The organism is Tolypothrix bouteillei VB521301 (genome assembly GCF_000760695.4).
In the GTDB taxonomy this organism is placed as follows: domain Bacteria; phylum Cyanobacteriota; class Cyanobacteriia; order Cyanobacteriales; family Nostocaceae; genus Scytonema; species Scytonema bouteillei_A.
The window spans coordinates 9,176,996-9,197,631 of sequence record NZ_JHEG04000001.1 but is presented as its reverse complement, the minus strand read 5'-3'; the positions used below and the strand labels follow the sequence as shown (position 1 = coordinate 9,197,631).

Annotated in this window: 15 protein-coding genes; 9 read left to right on the top strand and 6 right to left on the bottom strand. The window is 41.2% G+C overall.

Annotated elements, in window-relative coordinates; all coding sequences use genetic code 11:
* Positions 1-48: 48 nt before the first annotated feature.
* Together HC643_RS37600 and HC643_RS37595 are read right to left on the bottom strand one after the other, a co-directional pair.
* A complete protein-coding gene (locus tag HC643_RS37600; RefSeq protein ID WP_202048692.1) occupies positions 49-1,422 on the bottom strand; it encodes a glycoside hydrolase 100 family protein in 1,374 nt (457 codons plus the stop codon).
* 414 nt (positions 1,423-1,836) lie between these two features.
* A complete protein-coding gene (locus HC643_RS37595; protein ID WP_050045497.1) occupies positions 1,837-2,664 on the bottom strand; it encodes an SDR family NAD(P)-dependent oxidoreductase in 828 nt (275 codons plus the stop codon).
* A gap of 919 nt (positions 2,665-3,583) precedes the next feature.
* Between HC643_RS37595 and HC643_RS37590 the strand changes: the two genes are divergently transcribed.
* From HC643_RS37590 to HC643_RS37565, 6 genes are all read left to right on the top strand, one after another.
* Positions 3,584-4,366, top strand: coding sequence for a hypothetical protein (locus tag HC643_RS37590; RefSeq protein WP_038085185.1), 783 nt, complete (start codon positions 3,584-3,586; stop codon positions 4,364-4,366).
* A gap of 70 nt (positions 4,367-4,436) precedes the next feature.
* Complete coding sequence (locus tag HC643_RS37585) at positions 4,437-4,685, top strand: hypothetical protein (protein ID WP_050045498.1); 249 nt, start codon at positions 4,437-4,439, stop codon at positions 4,683-4,685.
* Between the two features lie 11 nt (positions 4,686-4,696).
* Positions 4,697-5,740, top strand: a complete 1,044-nt coding sequence (locus HC643_RS37580; RefSeq protein ID WP_050045499.1) for a hypothetical protein — start codon at positions 4,697-4,699, stop codon at positions 5,738-5,740.
* A 239-nt stretch (positions 5,741-5,979) separates the two neighbouring features.
* Positions 5,980-6,366 (top strand): response regulator transcription factor, encoded by a 387-nt coding sequence (locus HC643_RS37575; RefSeq protein WP_038085200.1) that lies wholly within the window; start codon positions 5,980-5,982, stop codon positions 6,364-6,366.
* A gap of 27 nt (positions 6,367-6,393) precedes the next feature.
* Positions 6,394-7,806: a sensor histidine kinase gene (locus HC643_RS37570; protein WP_038085183.1), complete on the top strand. Its 1,413-nt coding sequence runs from the start codon at positions 6,394-6,396 to the stop codon at positions 7,804-7,806.
* 120 nt (positions 7,807-7,926) lie between these two features.
* The gene (locus HC643_RS37565; protein WP_038085182.1) at positions 7,927-9,048 is read left to right on the top strand and encodes an AI-2E family transporter; all 1,122 of its coding nucleotides are present in this window, start codon (positions 7,927-7,929) and stop codon (positions 9,046-9,048) included.
* Between the two features lie 15 nt (positions 9,049-9,063).
* Here HC643_RS37565 and HC643_RS37560 read toward each other — a convergent pair whose 3' ends face one another.
* The 3 genes from HC643_RS37560 to HC643_RS37550 all read right to left on the bottom strand — a co-directional run bounded on the left by HC643_RS37560 (position 9,064) and on the right by HC643_RS37550 (position 13,550).
* Positions 9,064-10,293, bottom strand: a complete 1,230-nt coding sequence (locus HC643_RS37560) for an HhoA/HhoB/HtrA family serine endopeptidase (RefSeq protein ID WP_038085180.1) — start codon at positions 10,291-10,293, stop codon at positions 9,064-9,066.
* 209 nt (positions 10,294-10,502) lie between these two features.
* Entirely contained in the window at positions 10,503-11,996 is a 1,494-nt protein-coding gene (locus tag HC643_RS37555) for a serine/threonine-protein kinase (RefSeq protein ID WP_038085178.1), read from the bottom strand.
* Between the two features lie 18 nt (positions 11,997-12,014).
* A complete protein-coding gene (locus HC643_RS37550) occupies positions 12,015-13,550 on the bottom strand; it encodes a VanZ family protein (protein ID WP_038085175.1) in 1,536 nt (511 codons plus the stop codon).
* A 697-nt stretch (positions 13,551-14,247) separates the two neighbouring features.
* On the opposite strand from HC643_RS37550, the gene HC643_RS37545 reads away from it, so the two are divergent.
* The 3 genes from HC643_RS37545 (at position 14,248) to HC643_RS37535 (ending at position 19,257) form a co-directional block, all read left to right on the top strand.
* Positions 14,248-15,867, top strand: coding sequence for an adenylate/guanylate cyclase domain-containing protein (locus HC643_RS37545; protein ID WP_038085173.1), 1,620 nt, complete (start codon positions 14,248-14,250; stop codon positions 15,865-15,867).
* A gap of 271 nt (positions 15,868-16,138) precedes the next feature.
* Positions 16,139-17,506, top strand: coding sequence for an NAD-dependent succinate-semialdehyde dehydrogenase (locus HC643_RS37540; RefSeq protein ID WP_038085197.1), 1,368 nt, complete (start codon positions 16,139-16,141; stop codon positions 17,504-17,506).
* A 107-nt stretch (positions 17,507-17,613) separates the two neighbouring features.
* On the top strand, positions 17,614-19,257 hold the full coding sequence (locus HC643_RS37535; RefSeq protein ID WP_038085171.1) for an acetolactate synthase large subunit: 1,644 nt from the start codon (positions 17,614-17,616) through the stop codon (positions 19,255-19,257).
* 134 nt (positions 19,258-19,391) lie between these two features.
* Here HC643_RS37535 and HC643_RS37530 read toward each other — a convergent pair whose 3' ends face one another.
* The gene (locus HC643_RS37530) at positions 19,392-20,384 is read right to left on the bottom strand and encodes a M48 family metalloprotease (protein WP_038085169.1); all 993 of its coding nucleotides are present in this window, start codon (positions 20,382-20,384) and stop codon (positions 19,392-19,394) included.
* Positions 20,385-20,636: the final 252 nt, after the last annotated feature.

Genomic DNA, 20,636 nt, shown 5'->3' with positions numbered 1-20,636 from the left:
TTTTAGGCGCGGGATTTCTACTACGATTGTATCTATAGGACGTTGCTGCTATGGTTGGCTCTCAAAGCTCAGCAAATCTAAATGCTTTGGATTGACCATTAGCGCTTTCGCAACTAAAAAACCTGCAACAGTCCAAGTTTGGTATTTCCTGGCATCTTTACCAATTAATCGACCATTTTTACCATCGTAATACTCGGGCCAGGAATCTTCACTTAAACGTTTCTCAGCCAGTTCGATCGCTTGACTTGCTAAATCCAAGCGATTTGTTTTTTGACATGCTGCTGCTAGTAACCAGAGCAAAACGGGCCAATTCCCACCATTATGATAAGACCAAGGGGAATTTTTTGGATCGCATCCCGTTATAATTCGCCACTCCATACCCTCAAGTGCAGGGAAGCAAATCTTTACTGGCATATTCCCTATGAGATCGTTCCAGCGTTTTTCAATTAAATTCATAATGCTTTGAGATTCTCGAACGCTAGCAAGAGAGACGATCACCGCCATTAAATTACCCACAGTAAAAAAACGGAAATCCATACGTCCGGGACCGAGATTACCTGCAAGATAACCGCCGCTATCGGGTAACCATTCCGTCAACCAATGAGGAATTGAATCAGCGTATATATTGAATTTATTGGCCACTTCTTTGCCAAACTCATCGCCTTTGTACCGATAAATTTCATTTAAGCGCTTGAGATCGATCCAATAATATTCCCGAAGATGATAAGTCAAACTTGCTAGACGTTTGTGAACGCTGTTATAAAGGTTGCAAGCAGCGTCATCATTTCTTAACAACAAATCGCCAGCCGCACGCAAAGCTGCATAAAATAAAACCTGAATCTCTAGTGGATGTTCGTAAACGCCCATACGACGATCGATCATAAAAGAGCCATCAGGAACCAACATCGTTGGATACATGGCAAACCGATGGACAAGGCACATTTGTAGAATTAATTTGATTCCTTTTTGAAAGTGTTTTTGGTGAAAAAGTGAAATATCACCTGTTGCTTTGACATATGCCCGAAGTAAAATAAGCCACCACAAGCAAGAATCAACGGGAGGTACTTTTGCGATCGCGTGTTCTCCAAAATCAGCCGTCAAAGACTCGCGACCATCCTCCGATTCTACCTTAAAACTAGCTGGCATAAGTCCCGGCCCCGGTTTAAAGGAGTCTATCTGTGGCTCCTGACTCTGCAAACTAAGAGTTTCTGTCAAAAAGTTACGTACAATTTCGGGCTTACCTTTAATTAAAAAAGCAAGTGCTGATAAGACAAAATCCCGAATAAAGCATTGGTCGTAATTCAGTGCATTCGATCCTGGCTCGAGAGCAGCTACTGTTCCAATCGGACGACCTTGATAATAAATAATAGATTGTTCAAGCAATTGCCATGCTTCTTCTTCTATACCGTGTTTTGCTATCATGAATTACGCGCCCCCAACATAGTTCTGTGATAGTACGTCTACCTAAGTTTGTTGCATAAAAACTCTTTTGCATAGGAATTACCCATCAAAAATTAAGAGCAACAATTTAAGTATCATTTTAAATAGACGCGCTAGTAGGATGTGTTAATGCAAAAAAACACAACGCACCCAGTATCAATATTGCCTAATAAGATATATAGTGCGTTATGCATAGTGCTAACGTACCCTATACACAGTGATAATTTTCCTAACCTAAAGGGAGTAATTTGTTGTATTAGATCCTTTTAGCTCCCCAATGTCTTAAAGGAAGTCGCATACCTATACTCACGATCTTTACCTGTATTTGACAATTAATGGATCGCGCCATTTGTATCATCTGTTTGCAATTTCAGGAACCGCACATAGTGACACTGCTTAGCGATCGCTGTATAGCTCTCCCATACCAAAAACTCTCCGTACAACTGACTTCATCAAGCCAGGAAATACTTGAAAAGCCGTTGTCCATAATTTTGCTGTACCAACTACTACATCAGACTGCTGATACTTAACAGCATGCCAAATTGCCTTGGCTACATCTTCAGGCTTCTCTAGGAGGGGGCTTTGGAATGCTTTGTCCACCAATTGATAGCGTTTGCGAGCCGTTTCCTCGTCCTTTCCGCGAAAAAGCGCTCGTTCCATTAAACGGGTGCGAATAAAGCTCGGATAAATTCCACAAACATGGATACCTTTGGACGATAATTCTGCTTGCAACGCTTTAGTTAGTCCCGTAACAGCATATTTACTTGTGGTATAGGGTATTTGAAAAGGAATTGGATCTAGACCGCCAATGGAACTGACATTAACAATTGTTCCTTTCCGTCGTTCTAAAAAATAGGGTAAGAGTGCCTGAATAGTATAAATGTACCCCATAAGATTTGTATCTATAACTTGGTGCCAATCACTCAGGGAACTTTCTTCCACAGGTCCCATAAAAAAAATTGAAGCATTATTAATCAGTACATCTATGTGACCAAAATGCGCCAGAGACTTTTCAATTAAATTTTTGACTTGCCCTGAATCTCTAACATCAGTGGAGATTGCAAGCACTTCTCGACCCAGGGCACGTATCTCACTTGCTGTAGCTTCTAAACGTTCTTGTTGACGTGCCGCTAGCACAATATTATACCCATGACGAGCAAATAAAATTGCTGTTGATTTACCAATCCCTTGAGTTGCCCCTGTAATAATTACTGTTTCAGTCATAAAATTTTGAAAAAATGTTAAATCATTGAGAAAAATGCAAAATGTACAAATTACGAGAGTTAGACAAAATCTGAGAACCAGTGACCTTATATGTTAAAGTATCTCCTTGTTAATTCATGCTGACTTGTGACTTCTTCAGTGTTATGGCAAGAAAAAGCATCTCTTACCCTTTTCGGTATTTGGTTCTGACCTGTAGTCTAAATCTTACGAGCATTAGCCACACCTATCTAGGGTCTGTTTTTTTATTGAATCAACATATCTCGTACCAATAGGGCAAGTAAAGTTCCGGAACCCAGAGTCCAAACTTGTTAAAAAGGATTAACAGGATAAAATCTTTTTGTCTGTAAGTATCGGCTTAGGGTGCAGGAGCACAGTTAACAGAGGGTGCTGTTTAACACCAGAAGCTAGTAAAGTAACAGTAAAATTTGTCGTTTTTACAGAGGCTGAACTTTGAATGAGCAAACTGTGAATTTGTGATGCTTTAATTGAAATAATATACAAACATACCTTCTTGAGTTATTAACGCCCGTGTTATCGCATAGTATTCATACCTACGCTCTATTCAAGCCTCTTGAAAACTCACAGACAGCAATGTTGTACAAGGGTTTTATTTTCACCAGTAGGCTCATGCTCTAGTGGTTCCATAACTGAAGTTGTTTCTCGTTCACAGACAACTTATGAGTCGATCGCTGATAACGCCTCTGTTGTTTTAGCAGACCCCGCATTCAGGCAGTCGGGATAAAAAAATTTCACTGCCAAGCAAGAAAAAGGCGTCTTTGCCATCTACCCTCTGACTTGAAAAAGGCAGAGGGTAGAAGGAAAGAAAAAGTTTTAAGTATAGCTAGCTATAGTAAATTTGTCTGAGTCTTTTATTATTGCAGAATAGATTTAATACACGCATTAAGGAGGTGAGACCAAGATGGCAGAGAAAACTGAAAACAAAGCAGGAGGTTGGTATCTTGTTAAAGACGTTACGGAATCAGTGCGAGGTGTTATGTTTGAAGTAGCTGCATGTCTTAGTTGTCTCCCTTTTGTAATTGGGATTAAAGGTTGCATTAAAACCTTAGTTGACATCATGACCTTGCAGTTACTGATAAATATTGATAAGGTTGTTTATAAAGACTTGTCTATCCCCATCGAAATTGGTGACAAAAAGCATTTCAAGCGCACTCGCAGTGAGTTAAACCAGTTTTACAAGAGCGTGGTAGTCAAAGCTCTGAAAACTGTACTCAAGCGCTTTGACCAAGTGTCCGTTGCTTTTAACGTGGCTCACACCTCGCAAACTGACTCAGACCTGGATCTGCATCTGAGAAAGCGTGACAGGAATCGATTCTACCAATTTTGGAGAGGTGTATTTGGCGTCATACACGATGCTGGATGGAATGTTAGGCTTCGAGGAAGTGGTTCACACACCCTCTATACAAAACACCTTAGAGTGTTTTGGGCTTTAACCAAACGTACTGTCAAGTATCTAGTAGGCGTTGTTGTAGATCGGTTGCAGGTACTTATAAAAAGTACTAACCTCATCCAAGACAGTGGGAAGAAGGAAGAAAGCCTTCTTCCAAGTTTAGACAAGCTTTCTACTGGGTGCGCTTTCCCGCATGGGTTTGATTCAGACCCCGCCCTAACAAACAGTAGCAGTAACCGGTCTGCTTTGTGCAGTGACTGGTCTGTTGCTTCAATTGCAACAACTTGCCAGTAAAAATGTCAAGAAAGCAATTTACCGTGCCTGAAGAACTATATTGATAGGACAAAACTCACAACTTACAACTATGACCAGCAAAGTAATCAACGTTAGAGAATACACCGTTAGAGCACACAAACGCTTGATTCATACACGAGTTTTCAACTTCGTTTGCAAAGAGTGCGGTACATCAACCAAGCGCGAGACTTTTGGACCTCGTCCTTTGTACTGCGAACAATGCCGCCCTCCTCAAGCACCCAAAAAATCTCTAATGAAGCCCTCTAACAAAGCTAAACCCAGACCAATGACTTACAAATCCGATACTGAATTAGGTTGAGATGAAACCATATGATGGCAAAACCACACTTAGAACCACCTCCACAAGCCTTGATTGAACCACTGCTTGAATTAAGAGACTACTATGCAGCTCTTGTGGAAGAATACGAACGTTTGAGTACGCAGGCGCGAAGTCAGCTGACTCACGTAGAAGCTATCTTGTCGAATTACTCACTACCAGGTTTACTGGATAACCAAACAGCGATAGTTGAAACACTTTCGTTTCCTCCCACACCTTCCCAAGAAGCCTCTCATTTACAACAAGTACCGGATAAAATCTCTAACTTTAAACAAGAAGAATTTATCCAGCTTGAATTAAAAGACAATGGCAAGCAAGAGAGTAGTGTGAACGAATTGGCACTACAAAATGCCAATGGTGCAAACGGTGCAATTGCAGCAGTACCCACAGTTATATTCTCACCGCAACGCATACCGTTCGAGAATGACGATCGCACACTTCCAGGCTCAGATGTTCCAATGCAACCTCAGTTTCACGGGTTGCCTCGATTGGAAGCAATTGAAAGCATTCTGCGAGAAAATATGGGGACTGTTTGTCACATAGATTTCATTGTGCGGACACTGTATGGGGATTTAGAGTCAAGTGTATTCAAAGTAGTTAAGAGTAGGGTGCAATCCTCACTAACACATGGTAAAGAAAAGGGTTACTGGTCAGCTGTTCCAGAGGAACCCGGTTGTTACACTCTCGATATAAGTTTGGTAACCCCGCAGAACGGAAAATCCAAATCCAAAGCTGTTAAACCTAAAAAGAAGAAACCCTTTTTACTCCCTAAGGCAAGACGAGTGCCAATGTTGGCGGAATTTGAAGGAAAGTTTCTCATTGATGCCATCTGCATACTGCTGCAAAGAAATTCAGGGAGAATTTTCAGTGTAGGTGATGTCATTACAGGCTTGTATGGAGAGTTAAACGCCGAACAATTAAGGGAGATAAAAACTGCTGTCCATAATGAACTTTCTAGAGGTCACCGAATTGGCAGATTTTCCAGAGTTCCTGACAAGCTTGGTTATTACACTTGGGATTTAAACAAGATTAGGTAAGCATCTCGGGATTAGAAAACGCGGTACCCCATAAAGAGGGGATTAGGGGCATGAGTCTTGCGGATAAGTGATTAATCCTTTCTTCTTGTCCTCCTTGTCCCCCTCTTCCCCCAGTCCCCCAATCCCCAGTTCCAAGTCCCGTCTAAAGTTGAAACAAATTTGTACCTTTAGAAGGATGAGTAATAAAATATACTTTAATATACTTAATATTAGCTGATAAATTGATAGATAAAAGCACTATGCCGCACGTCTTATTAGTTGATGATGAAGAACCTTTACGGGAAAGCCTTTCCTACAGCTTGCGTAAAGAAGGGTATACTGTATCAACGGCAGCAGATGGTCACAATGCTATCAAACAGTTTCACAAACAAGTGCCAGATGTAATCCTTTTAGATATAATGCTGCCAGAAGTTAATGGCATGGAAGTTTGCTGGCGAATTCGAGCATTTTCTGATGTACCAATTGTTATGCTGACTGCTAAAGACCAAGATATTGATAAAATTTGGGGTTTCGAGGCAGGTGCAGATGATTACGTCACAAAACCCTTTAACACTCGCGAGTTGCTTGCGCGTATTAAAGCTGTGCTACGTCGTCGTTCTGAAAAACACTCCGAGTCTACCCAGTAGGTTCTTCTTGAATTGGAAATATTTTGAATGGGCTGGATATCTCAAATTAAAGGAAATTCCATTCACACTAAACTACTGGCAACATACCTGTTGCTAACTACTTTAGCAACCTCCTTAATGGGAGGGTATATTCTCTGGTCTTTCCATGCTTACTTTAATAAAGCAAGACAGGCGGATTTAGAGACTTGGAGTACTGCTATTGGTGAAAGTATTGCTGATGCATTAGAAGTAAATGATTTTCAGCGAGTTGCAGTTATTGTTCAACGTTATGGTGCCGCTGAAAATATAACTATACGAGTTATAGATAGTAAAGGAAAACTTCTCGCTTCATCTAGCCTGAAACAAGATCGACAAATACGAAATTGGTTGAAAATCCCTGGGATGCAAGAAGCCTTACAAGGTAAAGCACAGCAAGGTTTTGCAAAAGGGCTTTTAACCAACGATGATAGATTGTTCATTGCCCGACCAATTAGGGGTGGCGGTCAAATTTTAGGCGCATTGAGGATGTCGGTCACGTTACAACAGTTTCAAAGGCAATTTGCCACAATTGTTGGCACAACCATGGGAACTCTCATTTTTACACTTATCCTCTGTACTTTAATCAGTGAAGCGTTAGCACGTAGCTTGTCCCGTCCTATTGAAACAATGAGAAATTTTGCAATTCAATTGGGTAGCGGTCATTTTGGTGGGAAACTCCAAATCCGTCAGAGTAACGAATTAGATCGACTCGCACTAGAACTTAACCGCATGAGCGAACGTTTAGCTTCTCTCGATCGCGAACGGAGAGTGTTTTTAGCAAACGTATCTCATGAACTCCGTACTCCAATTAGCAATGTCTTGGTCACTGTTGAAGCCCTTCGCAGTGGTGCTGCTTCAGATCCAGGAGTCCGGGATCGATTCTTTCAAAATGTAGAAGACGAAATCAAACGGTTATCAAGGTTAATAGATGATTTAATGAATTTGGGACGGCTTGAAGCAGGGGTTACAGTCTTAGAACAGCAAACAGTACACGTGCATCACTTAATTGACCGTGCTATAAGAGCAATGGAAACCCGAATGAAAAATTCGCAAATCTCAGCACAGGTCAATGTTACGGATATGCAAATACAGGGTGATTCGGAGCGTCTGTTGCAAGCTTTTCTAAATATTTTGGATAATGCTATCAAGCACTCATCCCCAAATTCCCAAATTTCTATCGCTGGTTACAAAGAAGGCAAACAAGCAGTTGTGACAATTCGCGATCGCGGACAGGGGATTAAAGAAACGGACCTCCCACATATTTTTGAGCAATTTTACACTGCCGATCGCTCCCGTCAAGGTAAGGGAGTAGGATTGGGCTTAGCGATCGCTAAGCGTATTATCGAAGCCCACGGCGGTAGCATTACAGCAAGCAGTCAATTTGGTGAGGGAGCAAGCTTTAATATTTATTTACCTTTATGAGTCAGTCAGCATAATTAAAATACCACTTGAGAGGCTTTTTTTAAATCAAAGATATAGCTTAAGTTTAAAAGCATAGAATTCAGCAAAATTGCTGGAATAGCAAAATCTGGAGGTAGAATTGTGCGTTTCGGGCAATGGATGGGGTTATTTGTCCTTGTCGTATCTCTTTGTGTTTTGTGGCAAATCCGGCAAGTTGTATTAGTTGTCTTTGCATCTGTTGTTTTAGCAACAGTTTTAAATCAACTTGTACTCTTTTTACAAAGATTCCGAATTAAAAGAGGTATTGCGATCGCAATAACATTTATTCTTGTACTGATAATTATAGCAAGTTTTTTAGCATTAATTGCGCCACAAATTGTTGACCAGTTGCAACAATTTACTGACTTTGCCCCTAATGCCCTAGAAAGAATGCGGACTTGGAATAACTGGTTGCAGAACGCTATTCCAGACCAATTATTAGAAAATATTCGCGGTCTTAGAACTCTGACTCAAGGGTTACAAGCTTGGTTAAATCAGCTAGTTAACAATTTTTTTACCCTATTAAGTAGGTCGCTTAACATCGTTTTAACTTTACTGCTGTTCTTAGTATTGACCGTTATGCTACTGACAGACCCCACGCCCTACCGAAAGGGTTTTATCCTACTGTTTCCTGCATTTTATCGGCGTCGGGTGGGCGAAATTCTTTCTGAGTGTGAAACATCTTTGGTCGGTTGGATAAAAGGTACGCTTCTAACGATGTGCCTGATTGCTTGCTTGAGCTATGTTGGTTTGCTCGTATTAGGAGTGCGCCTCCCCTTAGTCAATGCACTTTTAGCAGGATTACTAGAGTTTATTCCAAATGTTGGACCAACTTTGAGCTTGATTCCACCTTTACTGTTAGCGCTGCTTGATGCACCTTGGAAAGCAGCTGCAGTGGTAGCGCTCTACTTTGGAATTCAGCAAGTTGAAAGCTTGGTTATTGTACCTTTAGTTATGAAGTCTCAGGTCTCTTTACTACCTGCTGTCACCATACTATCTGTAGTGATTTTCGCCCAGTTTTTTGGATTTTTAGGGCTATTCCTTGCCATACCTCTAGTCATTGTCATCCAAATTTGTATAAAAGAGATTTTGGTAAAGGATATACTTAACAATTGGCAGGGGGAGATGAAAAGCCAACGCCCGTTAAAAAACGAAGACAATGATAGCGCCAACAGAACTCTCGAAGGTAGTGCTGTTGGCGCAAGATCGGATACTAAAGAATGAGGATGTTTGTAAAGTCTAACCGCCTTGAGATGTGGGAAGCGGTCCCGGTTGCACTGAGACTTGCAAACTTCTACCATTGCGTTGCAGTTCTATTTGCATGGTATTACCAACGCCTGTTTTCTCTACTATCTGCTGTAATGCGTCAGTTGTAGTCACAGGTTGATTGTTAATTTCTTGTATCACATCCCCCGCACGCAACCCCGCTCGATCGGCAGGAGAACCAGGAACAACACGAACAATGAGAATACCTCGGTCTGCTTGCACTTGAATATTCCCACTCTGGCTATCGTTAATGCGTTGTTTGAGTTCGGGTGTAATCTCTGCCATCTGAATACCCACATAAGGGTGTTCAACTCTGCCTTTAGTAATTAATTCCTGAGCTATGCGTCGAGCTGTATCAATGGGAATAGCAAAGCCTATTCCTTGAGCACCGCTAATAATAGCTGTGTTTACACCAATGACCTGACCGCGAGCATTGAGTAAGGGTCCACCTGAGTTTCCAGGATTAATTGCTGCATCAGTTTGAATATATCCAATGCGTCTGTCAGAAGCACCGATATCGCTTGCAGAACGATCGGTTGCGCTTACCACACCCACTGTAACGGTTTCCTGCAAACCTAAGGGATTGCCAATTGCGATCGCCCACTGTCCCGGTTGCACTTGTTGAGAGTTGCCCAATTCCACAATAGGTAAATTACTGTTGGGAACTTGAACGACTGCAATATCCGTTAGGTTGTCTTGTCCTAGGACTTTACCTTGTACGGTGCGACCGTCGGAAAACGATACTGTCACTGTATCCGCGTTATCAACAACGTGAGCATTGGTAAGAATTTGACCGTTAGAATTAATGACAAAGCCAGAGCCAACACCACGAACAACTCTCCCTTGTGGCTGTGTTGGTATTCGATCGCCAAAAAATCTTTGAAAAAAAGGATCGTTTAATGCTTCTGGAACTTGGCTTCTGACAGTTCTCTCAGTGTTTATTTGCACGACTCCAGGTTCGACTTTATTAACAACTGCAACGACAAAATTAGTATCTTCAGGTGTTGGTACGAGGGAGCGATTATTAGAATTTCCCGTTTCTTGAACGGCTTGAGCGGACTCTTGCAAATTTTGATTTTTAGGAGAAGTAACTGTTGAGCATCCACTCAAAAATGCTATTCCTACTCCTACAAACGGCAATAATAAGGAGTTAGCAATTTTTTTATTAAAAAACCGAGCCTTATTTAGATTTCTTCTTTCCATATGACTTATCTATTTAGATAAATGCAAAATAATCAAACAATTCTTATAAAAATTATTATATTTTTTTGACTTATTGACCTCTGCCATAAGAAAGCTTTTTTTAAGTATGGTTAAATGTAATGAGTCATATAATTGACACAAAACAAAGTAAACCGTGTAACTAGAGCAAGGTCAGTGTGAGTAGTGTTTACAATCGATCTAACTAAGTACTACTGACAAGTATTTTTTGTCCGGCTCTTCCAAATCCAACCTGATTCCGGGGCGCTAAGTTCGATCCAACCACCTTCTTCTTTTCCAGTAACAATCACTCTAGTACCCGCTTTAATGACCTTTCCTGTTCTTCTACGCCCGGAAACAGAGCGTACATTTGATGCACGAGTCACAATAAAACAGTTATTGAGTTGATTCTGTTGGGAAATGTTGTTTGGAATTGTACTTCTTTGTGTATTTGTACCACCAGCGCTTTGTGTTTCCTGAATTGTGTTTTCTTGTGTAGTTGAAGAAGATGTCTGTTGAGGAGGATTCGCAGAAATTACACTCAACGCAACTAAAGCAAGAACACTACTTCCACCTGCAAGTAGTTGGATTTGACGAGGGGATTTAATCGGAAAACCTTTGGGAGAGGGAGACGTATTGGGTGCGGTAGGTAGATTGGCATTAGGAATTAGCAATGTGCTGTGTGTACCCGGAACTTGAGAACTAGGAGTGGTTGGTAGCTGCGTAACATTGGGAGTTTTTGTATTCTCTGTTGGAGCATAACAAGATTTTGCTAATTCTTGCAGCGATCGCACCATCTTAGTAGCAGACGCATAACCTTCTCGCAGATAGTTCCGCAACACGTATTTAACAGCAACAGCAACAGCAGATCGGGTGCTGGGATCGGTGATAGAGGTGACTGCTTGCAAAACATCACTAGCAGATTCATAACGATACTTATAGTACTGGCGCACCATTTTAGTTAATATCTCTGCTAAGGGATCGCTGACTTCCGCATATTGTCGCCAAACAATCTCTCCGGTTTTAGGATCTGCTACAAACTGTTTGGGGTTTAAGCCTGTTAAAGCTTGAATAGCGATCGTACCAAGCGCATAGATATCACTGTTAGGTCGAGGTCTTCCCTGCGCCTGTTCGCTTGGCATATAACCAGGAGTTCCGATAGGAATTGTCTCATTGTTGAGTTGATTTGGATTCATTAAGGAATACATCTGGATTTGCTTGACAGCACCAAAATCAACTAGCACCAGTTTATTGTCTGAATGGCGACGAATAATATTCTGAGGTTTAATGTCGCGATGGATAACTTCGTTATCGTGAAGAAATTCTAGAATTGGCAAAACTTCTTGCAGCAAATGAATGGTTTGACTCTCATCCCAACGCTGTCCCAATGACAATTCCATTGACAGTTGATGTCCCTCAATATACTCCTGTACGAGAAAAAATTCTTGCTGTTCTTCAAAGTAAGCTAAGAGTCGTGGAATTTGGTCATGGTTTCCCAATTTTTCCAAAGTTTCAGCTTCTCTACGAAACAAGCGTCTTGCTAGTTGTAAAAACTTAAGGTCATCAGTGGCAGGTTTGAGATGTTTAACAACACATACAGGATTTCCAGGACGGCGAGTATCTTGTGCTGTGTACGTGTGACCAAATCCACCCATACCCAATAGATCAACCACCAGGTAACGCTGGTCTAGTAATCTGCCAATCATCTAAAACCTTCCTGGAGTCTATACGGTTGTTTTTTTCATTACCATCAAAGCACGCAACCTTAACACTAGCACAGTACCTGTTGTAAAGAATATACCCAGTAAAAAATTTCTGAGGCTGATACTCTTACCGTTTTCACTTACCAAAATACTTTCTAGTATCAAAGAAGGTAATAAGATTCCACTGAAAAGCAAAAACCTATAAAGGAAGATTTTTCTTCTGGCTAGAACTGTAATAATCGTCAAACAAATTCCCAAAGGAATAAAGGTGATAGCGTAGTAAAAAATTTGCTGTTGTTTGGGTATTAAGTCCAGTAAATTGAATGTACTAAAATGACTTAATGTGTCAATATAAACTTGGAGCGTGCCTTTAGAGTACGTGAGTACTATATGATGGGGATTGTTGTCTGTAAAAACATTGGGAACTCTCATCTTTAATTCCGAACCATTTTCTCCCGTAATAGAAGTTCTAATTCGCAAATCCAAAGCAGTTCTCTCCTGTCCCAAGGTAAAATTGCGACGAAGCGGTCCGTTGGAAACAGATATAATACGAGCGGGTCCAGTTTGACTTATATCAGAACTAGCGACAGTGGTACTTATAGTTAACTCAGAAGTTTCACGAATTCTTTTGTTTAAAGAAGTGACAGGATTCGCCGTTTCTAACCAATTACCTGGGCTTAAAAACACTCCTTGACCTTGCTGGTTTTCTGACAAACGATCCCACCAAAGTTTTTTCTCTCGTAACTTCGGACTTTTTACAGTTTCTTCTGGCTGACAACATTGTTCGGGAAATTGGTAAGAAGTGACTAGAGAGTCTCCCAGTGTCTTCAAATAATTTTCATCAACAAATACTTTTTCTACTTCGCTTTTTGAAATAGCTCTATCGGCAATATAAATTTTAGAGATATATCCTTGCCATGGTCTATTTCCTGTTGTCTCGTTTCCAAGTATTAATGGATAGTTCGGATTCCAACCACTTAAATTTGTTGTTCCTAACCAAACAATGGAGATAGTAAATGCTAACAATATATATCCGCAAAAAAACAATGATATCTTTTGGGTAGACCTTGCTAATTTGCTATTTTCTATGCTGCTAAAAAGACTATTCAGATGTTGAGAAGCACACAAATAAAAACATAGTAGACCTACCAATCCACTAATACTATTATTAATCAAATCGGCAGGGGTGGGTTCTCTAGATGGTAAAAATATCTGTAAAAGTTCAACTGTCAGAGATAACCCTGCGCTCCCCAGGAAAACCAGTACAATTTTTCCTAACAATGGTATTCTTCTGATTTTTTGTAAAGCATTACCAAGACTGAATCCAAAAGGAATAAATAAGAGAATGTTATTGACTTGGTCTATAAAATCGCTTGTACTTTCAAATTGGCTGGGTATCTTTCGTATTGAAAAATTCTCGGGTGAAGAAAAATTGAAGGGATAAAGTGTAGCTACTAGCACGACTAATATGCTACCTAAAACCATCCAAATATCTTTCGCAAAAATGCCTCTATTCAAAAGAGTATTTTTTGGAAAAAAGTTTTTACCTTGTTTCATAAGCTATCTTAATTGAATGGAGAGCGATGGAAAACTAAAATCAAATCTTTACTACTTATTCACTTGTCTGACCTCTCATTACGGAAATTAACTGACGTATTTTTACTGAGATTTGAGAATTTCCAGTCATGTCAATACCAAAAATGGAGTATTTGTCTCAAGAGATGCTGCGGTTAATACATAAAAGAGTCGGGTCATGAAGCACCATAAGCTGTGCTGCCTTTAATTTTCTCATGTTGACTGAGAGAAAGAGGGGGGAACCGGATAGTGGGGGAGGCTTTGACTCATTTCTCCCAAGTCAGAAGGGTGCAAATTATATACACGACAGCTTAACAAAAACACTATTTCTTATGTTATTCATTGAAGATACAGTAAAGATAAAAAAAATGTAAATAGTTGATGAGGTTCTTGCAAATCAACTGTGGTTAACCAAATATTATTTTCAAGTTTAGCTAATTAAGTGTATATTTTTATACTTTAATTTTAGATAAGCTTATGAGTTATAAATAACTCGTACCTTTAGGTTGGGGGACGCCAGATACACTTGTCGGATTGCTACAGACAGTGCCATAAAGATAAGGGTGGGGGGTTAAGCCCTCGCTCAGCTAGCCGTGAAACAGTGACATCTGATAACTGGTAGCTGACTAACTACTACATAATATCTTAATCTCCACATCCCGGATGGATTTATAGAGTCATGACAGAACTGAAACTGCGTCTGCAAGAGGGAACTTCCGAAAAAATGATAACGGTGCATCAAGATACATTTACAATAGGTCGCTTGCCTCAATGTGACCTTTGTATAGCATCTGGAGGCGTTTCCCGTTTCCATGCCCGATTGACAAAAACTCCTTCCGGTACATGGACTGTTGAGGATTTAGGAAGTAAAAATGGAACCCAATTAAACGAACACCTTGTGACATCGCCCCACCAGGTACGTAGTGGCGACATTATTTGGTTGGGAGATGTGAGTCTAGTTGTTCTACTGACTCCTATAGAACAGACAACGTACAAGCCAGAAGCAGGAGCAACCGCTCAAGGAAGAACAATTCTACGTAATGTTAAACAATTGCAAGAGCAATGGCTGCTGACTGATATTGATGACAGCGATATTGCCAACAAAGACAAAACCATTGCCCGTTTAAAAGACCTAGTAGACATAGCAAAGAATCTTTCTGCAGCAGCTTCCATACAAGAGATTTTCTCCCAAGTTCAGGAAGTTGTTTTTCGTTACCTTGACAGTATAGACCGTTTGGCGCTTCTAATTGATGTCGGTGGGTGCGGCAAGCTGGAATTAATGAATGCGGCTACAAGAGATTTTTCCCAACACGAATATTTATTAGTTGATGGTGATTGGATTAGTCGCAGTATCTGCCAAAAGGTTTTTGAGGAAAAAGTTGCCATTCAAACTGCTGATGCTCAAAATGATGAACGGTTTGCTGGCGAAAACAGTATTTTAGTGAAAGGTATTCGTAGCGCTATGGCGGTCCCTTTATGGGATGAAAATAAAGTCGTTGGAGTTCTCTACGCTGATGCCCACCTTTCATCACACCATTGGACACAAGAAGGTGAGGAAGAACTTAGGTTTTTTTCAGCTTTGGCAAATATTGTCGCTTCTAGCGTACAGCGTTGGTTGTTAGCAGAGAAACTTAAAAGTGAGGAGTCACTTCGCCAAAGATTGGAACGGTATCATTCCCCGGCGGTGGTGCAGCAGCTGATCTCTGTAGGAGTTCTACCTGATGGTCGTTTACCACCACAAGACAGTGAAATTAGTATTTTATTTGCGGATTTAGTTGGATTTACTGCCCTTTCAGAACGGTTATCGCCAACTAAGATTGCGGAACTACTGAACTATTTATTTGAAGAAATGCTAAAGGAAGTGTTTGCCTTCGGCGGCACTTTGGATAAGTATATTGGTGATTGTATTATGGCGTTTTTTGGTGCGCCCGAACCACAGCCAGATCATGCCAATCGCGCTGTAGCCGCTGCCATGGGAATGCTAACTCGTCTGGAAACGCTTAATACTCGGAATTTTTGGGAAGAACCGCTTCAATTACGGATAGCAATTAATAGTGGCAGAGCAGTGGTGGGAGATGTTGGTAGTTCTCAGAGAGTTGAGTATACCGCATTAGGAGCAACTATTAATTTAGCAGCCCGAATGGAAGGAGTTTGCCCTCCTGGAGAATGTGTTCTCAGTGAAGTTACTTATAGTTTGCTTTCAAATCCCTCGGATTTTTATGAGATGGGAGAGTATCGCTTTAAAGGCATCGATCGATTGGTTAAGGTTTATCAGACAAAGATGCATGAAAGGCATTAAGTAAGGATCGGGGATGAAGGATAAAGGATAAAAAATATACTTTATCCTGTTAAAATCAAGCAGTGTTTGCTCAACTACACTTTCATTTTCAGACGCGATAAGCAAAAATACATATTATGTATGTATAATTTATTTCAATTTTAATTGAAAAATCTTAATATAAGTAAAATGAGCATTTATTAAAAGACTAAAATTATGTAGTAAGACCGCAATTAAGATTATGCGACAACGCGGTGCTACCTCAAGTAACTTTTTAACGGGAGGTCAGGTCATGGCTATCGCCACCATTAATCCCGCAACAGGGGAATTGCTCAAAACTTTTGAGCCGTTAAATGCTACCGAAATCGCGACAAAAGTCGATTTTGCACAACAGGCTTTTGAGCAGTATCGAAAAACTGGTTTTCCAGAACGAGCATTGTGGATGCAGAAAGCGGCTGAGGTTCTAGAGCAAGAAAAAGCAGAATATGCCAAGCTGATGACTCTGGAGATGGGCAAGCCTTTTAAAGCAGCGATCGCAGAAGTAGAAAAATGCGCTCTTGTCTGTCGCTACTATGCCGACCACGCTCCTCAATTCCTCAGTGATGTAACTGTCAAAACTGATGCAAGTCATAGTTTTGTCCGCTACCAACCACTAGGCATTATTCTTGCCGTTATGCCTTGGAATTTTCCTTTCTGGCAGGTCTTCCGATTTGCCGCACCTGCTTTGATGGCGGGAAATGTAGGATTGCTCAAACACGCTTCTAATGTTCCCCAATGTGCTTTAGCGATCGAAGAAATTATACGACGAGCAGGTTTTCCCGAAGGAGTTTTCCAAACCTTATTGATAGGGGCTAGCAAGGTAGCTTCCTTAATGGCAGACGATCGCATCAAAGCCGCCACACTGACAGGAAGTGAGCCAGCCGGAGCAAGTTTAGCCGCCGCATCGGGAACGCAAATTAAAAAAACAGTTTTGGAATTGGGAGGTAGCGACCCCTTTATTGTTTTAGAAAGTGCAGATCTAGAAGCAGCAGCAAGCACAGCAACTTCCGCACGAATGTTGAATAACGGTCAATCTTGTATCGCAGCCAAACGCTTTATAGTTGCTGAATCTGTCGCAGATAAGTTTGAAAAGTTGTTGCTAGAAAAATTCCAAGCCTTGAAAGTGGGCGACCCTATGGACCCTGAAACTGATTTGGGACCCCTAGCCACCCCCGATCTGCTTAAGGAGTTAGACCAACAAGTGCATGCTTGTGTTAAGAATGGTGCAAAACTTCTCATAGGAGGGCATCCTGTATCAGATAGACCTGGTAATTACTATCCTCCAACGATTCTCACGGAGATTTCTCCAGAAAATCCAATGGCAAAGGAAGAGTTTTTCGGTCCTGTAGCAATGCTATTTCGTGTTGCGGATCTTGATGCCGCAATCAAACTAGCAAATTCCACACCCTTTGGCTTGGGAGCCAGTGCATGGACAACTAACGCTGAAGAACGCGATCGTCTGACTGAAGAAATCGAAGCAGGTTCGGTATTTATCAACGGAATGGTAAAATCTGACCCCCGCTTACCCTTTGGAGGCATTAAGCGTTCCGGATATGGCAGAGAACTGAGTATCCAAGGCATTCATGAGTTCGTCAATGTTAAAACTGTATGGGTTAAATAATTGTGGATTGTGGATTTGAGATTTTGGATTGGGAAAAGTCAGTGGTTAGTTGTTAACTCCTAGCCACTAACCACTAACTACCAACCACTAACTACTGAGGAAATTAAATGAATACGGCTGAACTACTAGTACAATGCTTGGAAAATGAAGGTGTAGAATATGTTTTTGGACTGCCTGGCGAAGAAAACCTGCACGTTCTAGAAGCCTTAAAACACTCTTCAATTAAGTTCATCACCACTCGTCACGAACAGGGTGCGGCGTTCATGGCAGATGTTTACGGACGTTTGACAGGAAAAGCTGGAGTTTGCCTTTCTACGCTCGGACCTGGGGCAACAAACTTAATGACAGGAGTGGCAGATGCTAACCTTGATGGAGCACCCTTGGTTGCCATCACCGGGCAAGTGGGAACAGATAGAATGCATATCGAATCCCATCAATATCTTGACTTGGTAGCAATGTTTGCCCCAGTAACAAAATGGAACAAACAGATTGTCAGACCAAGTATTACGCCAGAACTTGTGCGAAAAGCCTTTAAGCGATCGCAAAGTGAAAAACCGGGCGCAGTCCATATTGACTTGCCAGAAAATATAGCTGCCATGCCCGCAGACGGCAAACCATTGCAAAAAGACAAAATAGAAAAAACCTTTGCATCTTTTGCCAGTATTAGAGCAGCTGCAGCAGTGATTTCTCAAGCAGTTAACCCCATAATTCTAGTAGGAAATGGGGCGATCCGCGCTCAAGCCAGTGATGCAGTCACCCAGTTCGCCACCCAGTTAAATATTCCCGTTGCCAATACATTTATGGGGAAAGGTATTATTCCTTACACCCATCCTCTCGCACTGTGGGCAGTAGGATTGCAACAGCGAGATTTCATTACCTGTGGCTTCTCTAATACCGATCTGGTCATTGCCATTGGCTACGATTTAATTGAATTCTCCCCGAAAAAATGGAACCCCGAAGGCAAAATACCCATTATTCATATTGCAACAACTCCTGCAGAAATTGATAGCAGTTATATTCCTAAAGTAGAAGTTGTAGGGGATATTTCAGATTCACTTTTAGAGATATTAAAAGTTGCAGATAGGCAAGGCAAACCAAACCCTTACGCCATCAGCCTGCGAACAAATATTCGTGCTGATTACGAACAATATGCCAATGATGATGCATTCCCCATCAAGCCGCAAAAGCTCATTTACGATTTGCGGCAAGTCATGGGACCAGAAGACATTGTTATTTCCGATGTAGGCGCACACAAAATGTGGATTGCTCGCCATTACCACTGCTACAGCCCCAATACCTGTATTATTTCCAATGGATTCGCTGCAATGGGAATTGCCATTCCCGGTGCCTTAGCCGCAAAACTCGTCTATCCCGATCGCAAAGTTGTTGCAGCAACTGGAGATGGTGGCTTTATGATGAACTGCCAGGAACTAGAAACTGCTTTGCGTGTTGGGACACCTTTTGTCACCCTAATCTTTAACGATGGTGGCTATGGATTGATTGAGTGGAAGCAAGAAAACCACTTTGGTAAAGGGCGTTCATCCTTTGTTCATTTTGGCAATCCCGACTTTGTCAAATTTGCAGAAAGCATGGGACTAAAAGGCTACCGAGTTGAAGCCGCCACAGATTTAGTTCCCATGCTCAAAGACGCCCTCGCCCAAGACGTACCTGCTGTCATAGATTGTCGTGTAGACTATCGAGAAAACATCCGCTTTACCCAAAAAGCTGGTGAGTTAAGTTGTTCTTTGTAAGGGTTTGCTAATAGCTAATAGCTAATAGCTAATGGTGAAACCAGTGCTACAAGCGGTGAGACTATTGCTGTAGGCGGGTTTCCCACGTCCTGGGGACTGACGAACCCGAAGGGCTATTAGCCATTAGCCATTAGCTATTTCCCAAACTTTGCATCAATATCGTCTGCAACTGAAGCACCATGACGGGAGTTAATTTTGAGTGACTCCCCGTTTTTAGACAAGTCGTAGGTTAAAGGTTGTGTTGCAGAAATTCTCGCTTCTCCCTCCTGTGCTAACGTTTGAGGAGGGTTTTTTGTGATGAAATCTTTTAAGGATTCTATTCTTAGAGATGTAGGTGGAATTACGGTCTCAAATCCCGGCGTTTTAGCAAGAAGATCTAACGCTCGCAAACATCCTTCTGGCTCAAAACCCGCACGGATAGAGGTTAAATAGCCCATTTGATCTGCTTCTAATTCTTGCTCTTTGCTCTGTAATGCAAGGCGTTGTTCTAAATCTTCTGTCTTTTGAGCAATCATCTCCTGTATGCGTTTCTCTGCTTGCTGTGCTCGATTGGTATTTCTTCTTTCGAGAACACCGTTGACTAAGTTACCAAGAAATCCAGGTAAGACATGGTTGGCGATCGCACCTCCTACGTAGTTCACTGTTGACTCTGTGGATGAAGTTTTTTTTGTCCCCAAAACTTCCTGTTCGGTTTCCTCTTTAATTTTGGCAAGCAATAGAGCCTTTTGAGTCTCGCTAACAGCTATATGGCGCTTTACATGATGACCCATTTCGTGACCTACCAAACAAGCCAGGGCTGAGGAATCGCCTACCAATTGGTTCAGAACACTGCTATGAACTGTTATCAGGTTCTCTTCACTTGCAAAGCTAAAATTATCATATTTTTTTACAATCTTCACTTGCCAAGGACGACTATCAATTTCATTAGCACGAGCAATGCGATCGACAATACGGTAAATAGCATACAAGTCAGACGGCAGCTTTTCTTTTGCTTGTTGATAGACGCTCGAAGCAGTGGGAGTTGGGGTATTTTCTACAGTTGCTTGTGCCAAAATCGGCGGGTGATTGGGAAAAAATAGCGAACATAAAGAAACGATAGCTAAAAGTTTTAGTTTCCAAGCAAACATATAATTAACCTTAATGTCTTAACGACATTTTTTGATAATTCTATAAATACAACTGCGTAAATAATATTACATAGTTCTTTTGAGATCCACCGAATTATTTCCTAAAATTTTATAGAATGCCAGGGATAGTTTGGTTTTTCATAACTTTATGCTTTTAAGTGTATTTGCGTAGTTTTATAAAATAATTTAAACAAGTATAGTGTCAAAGAGGAAACAGGGAGTGTTTTCAAAAGACTTATGTAACCCCCTAAC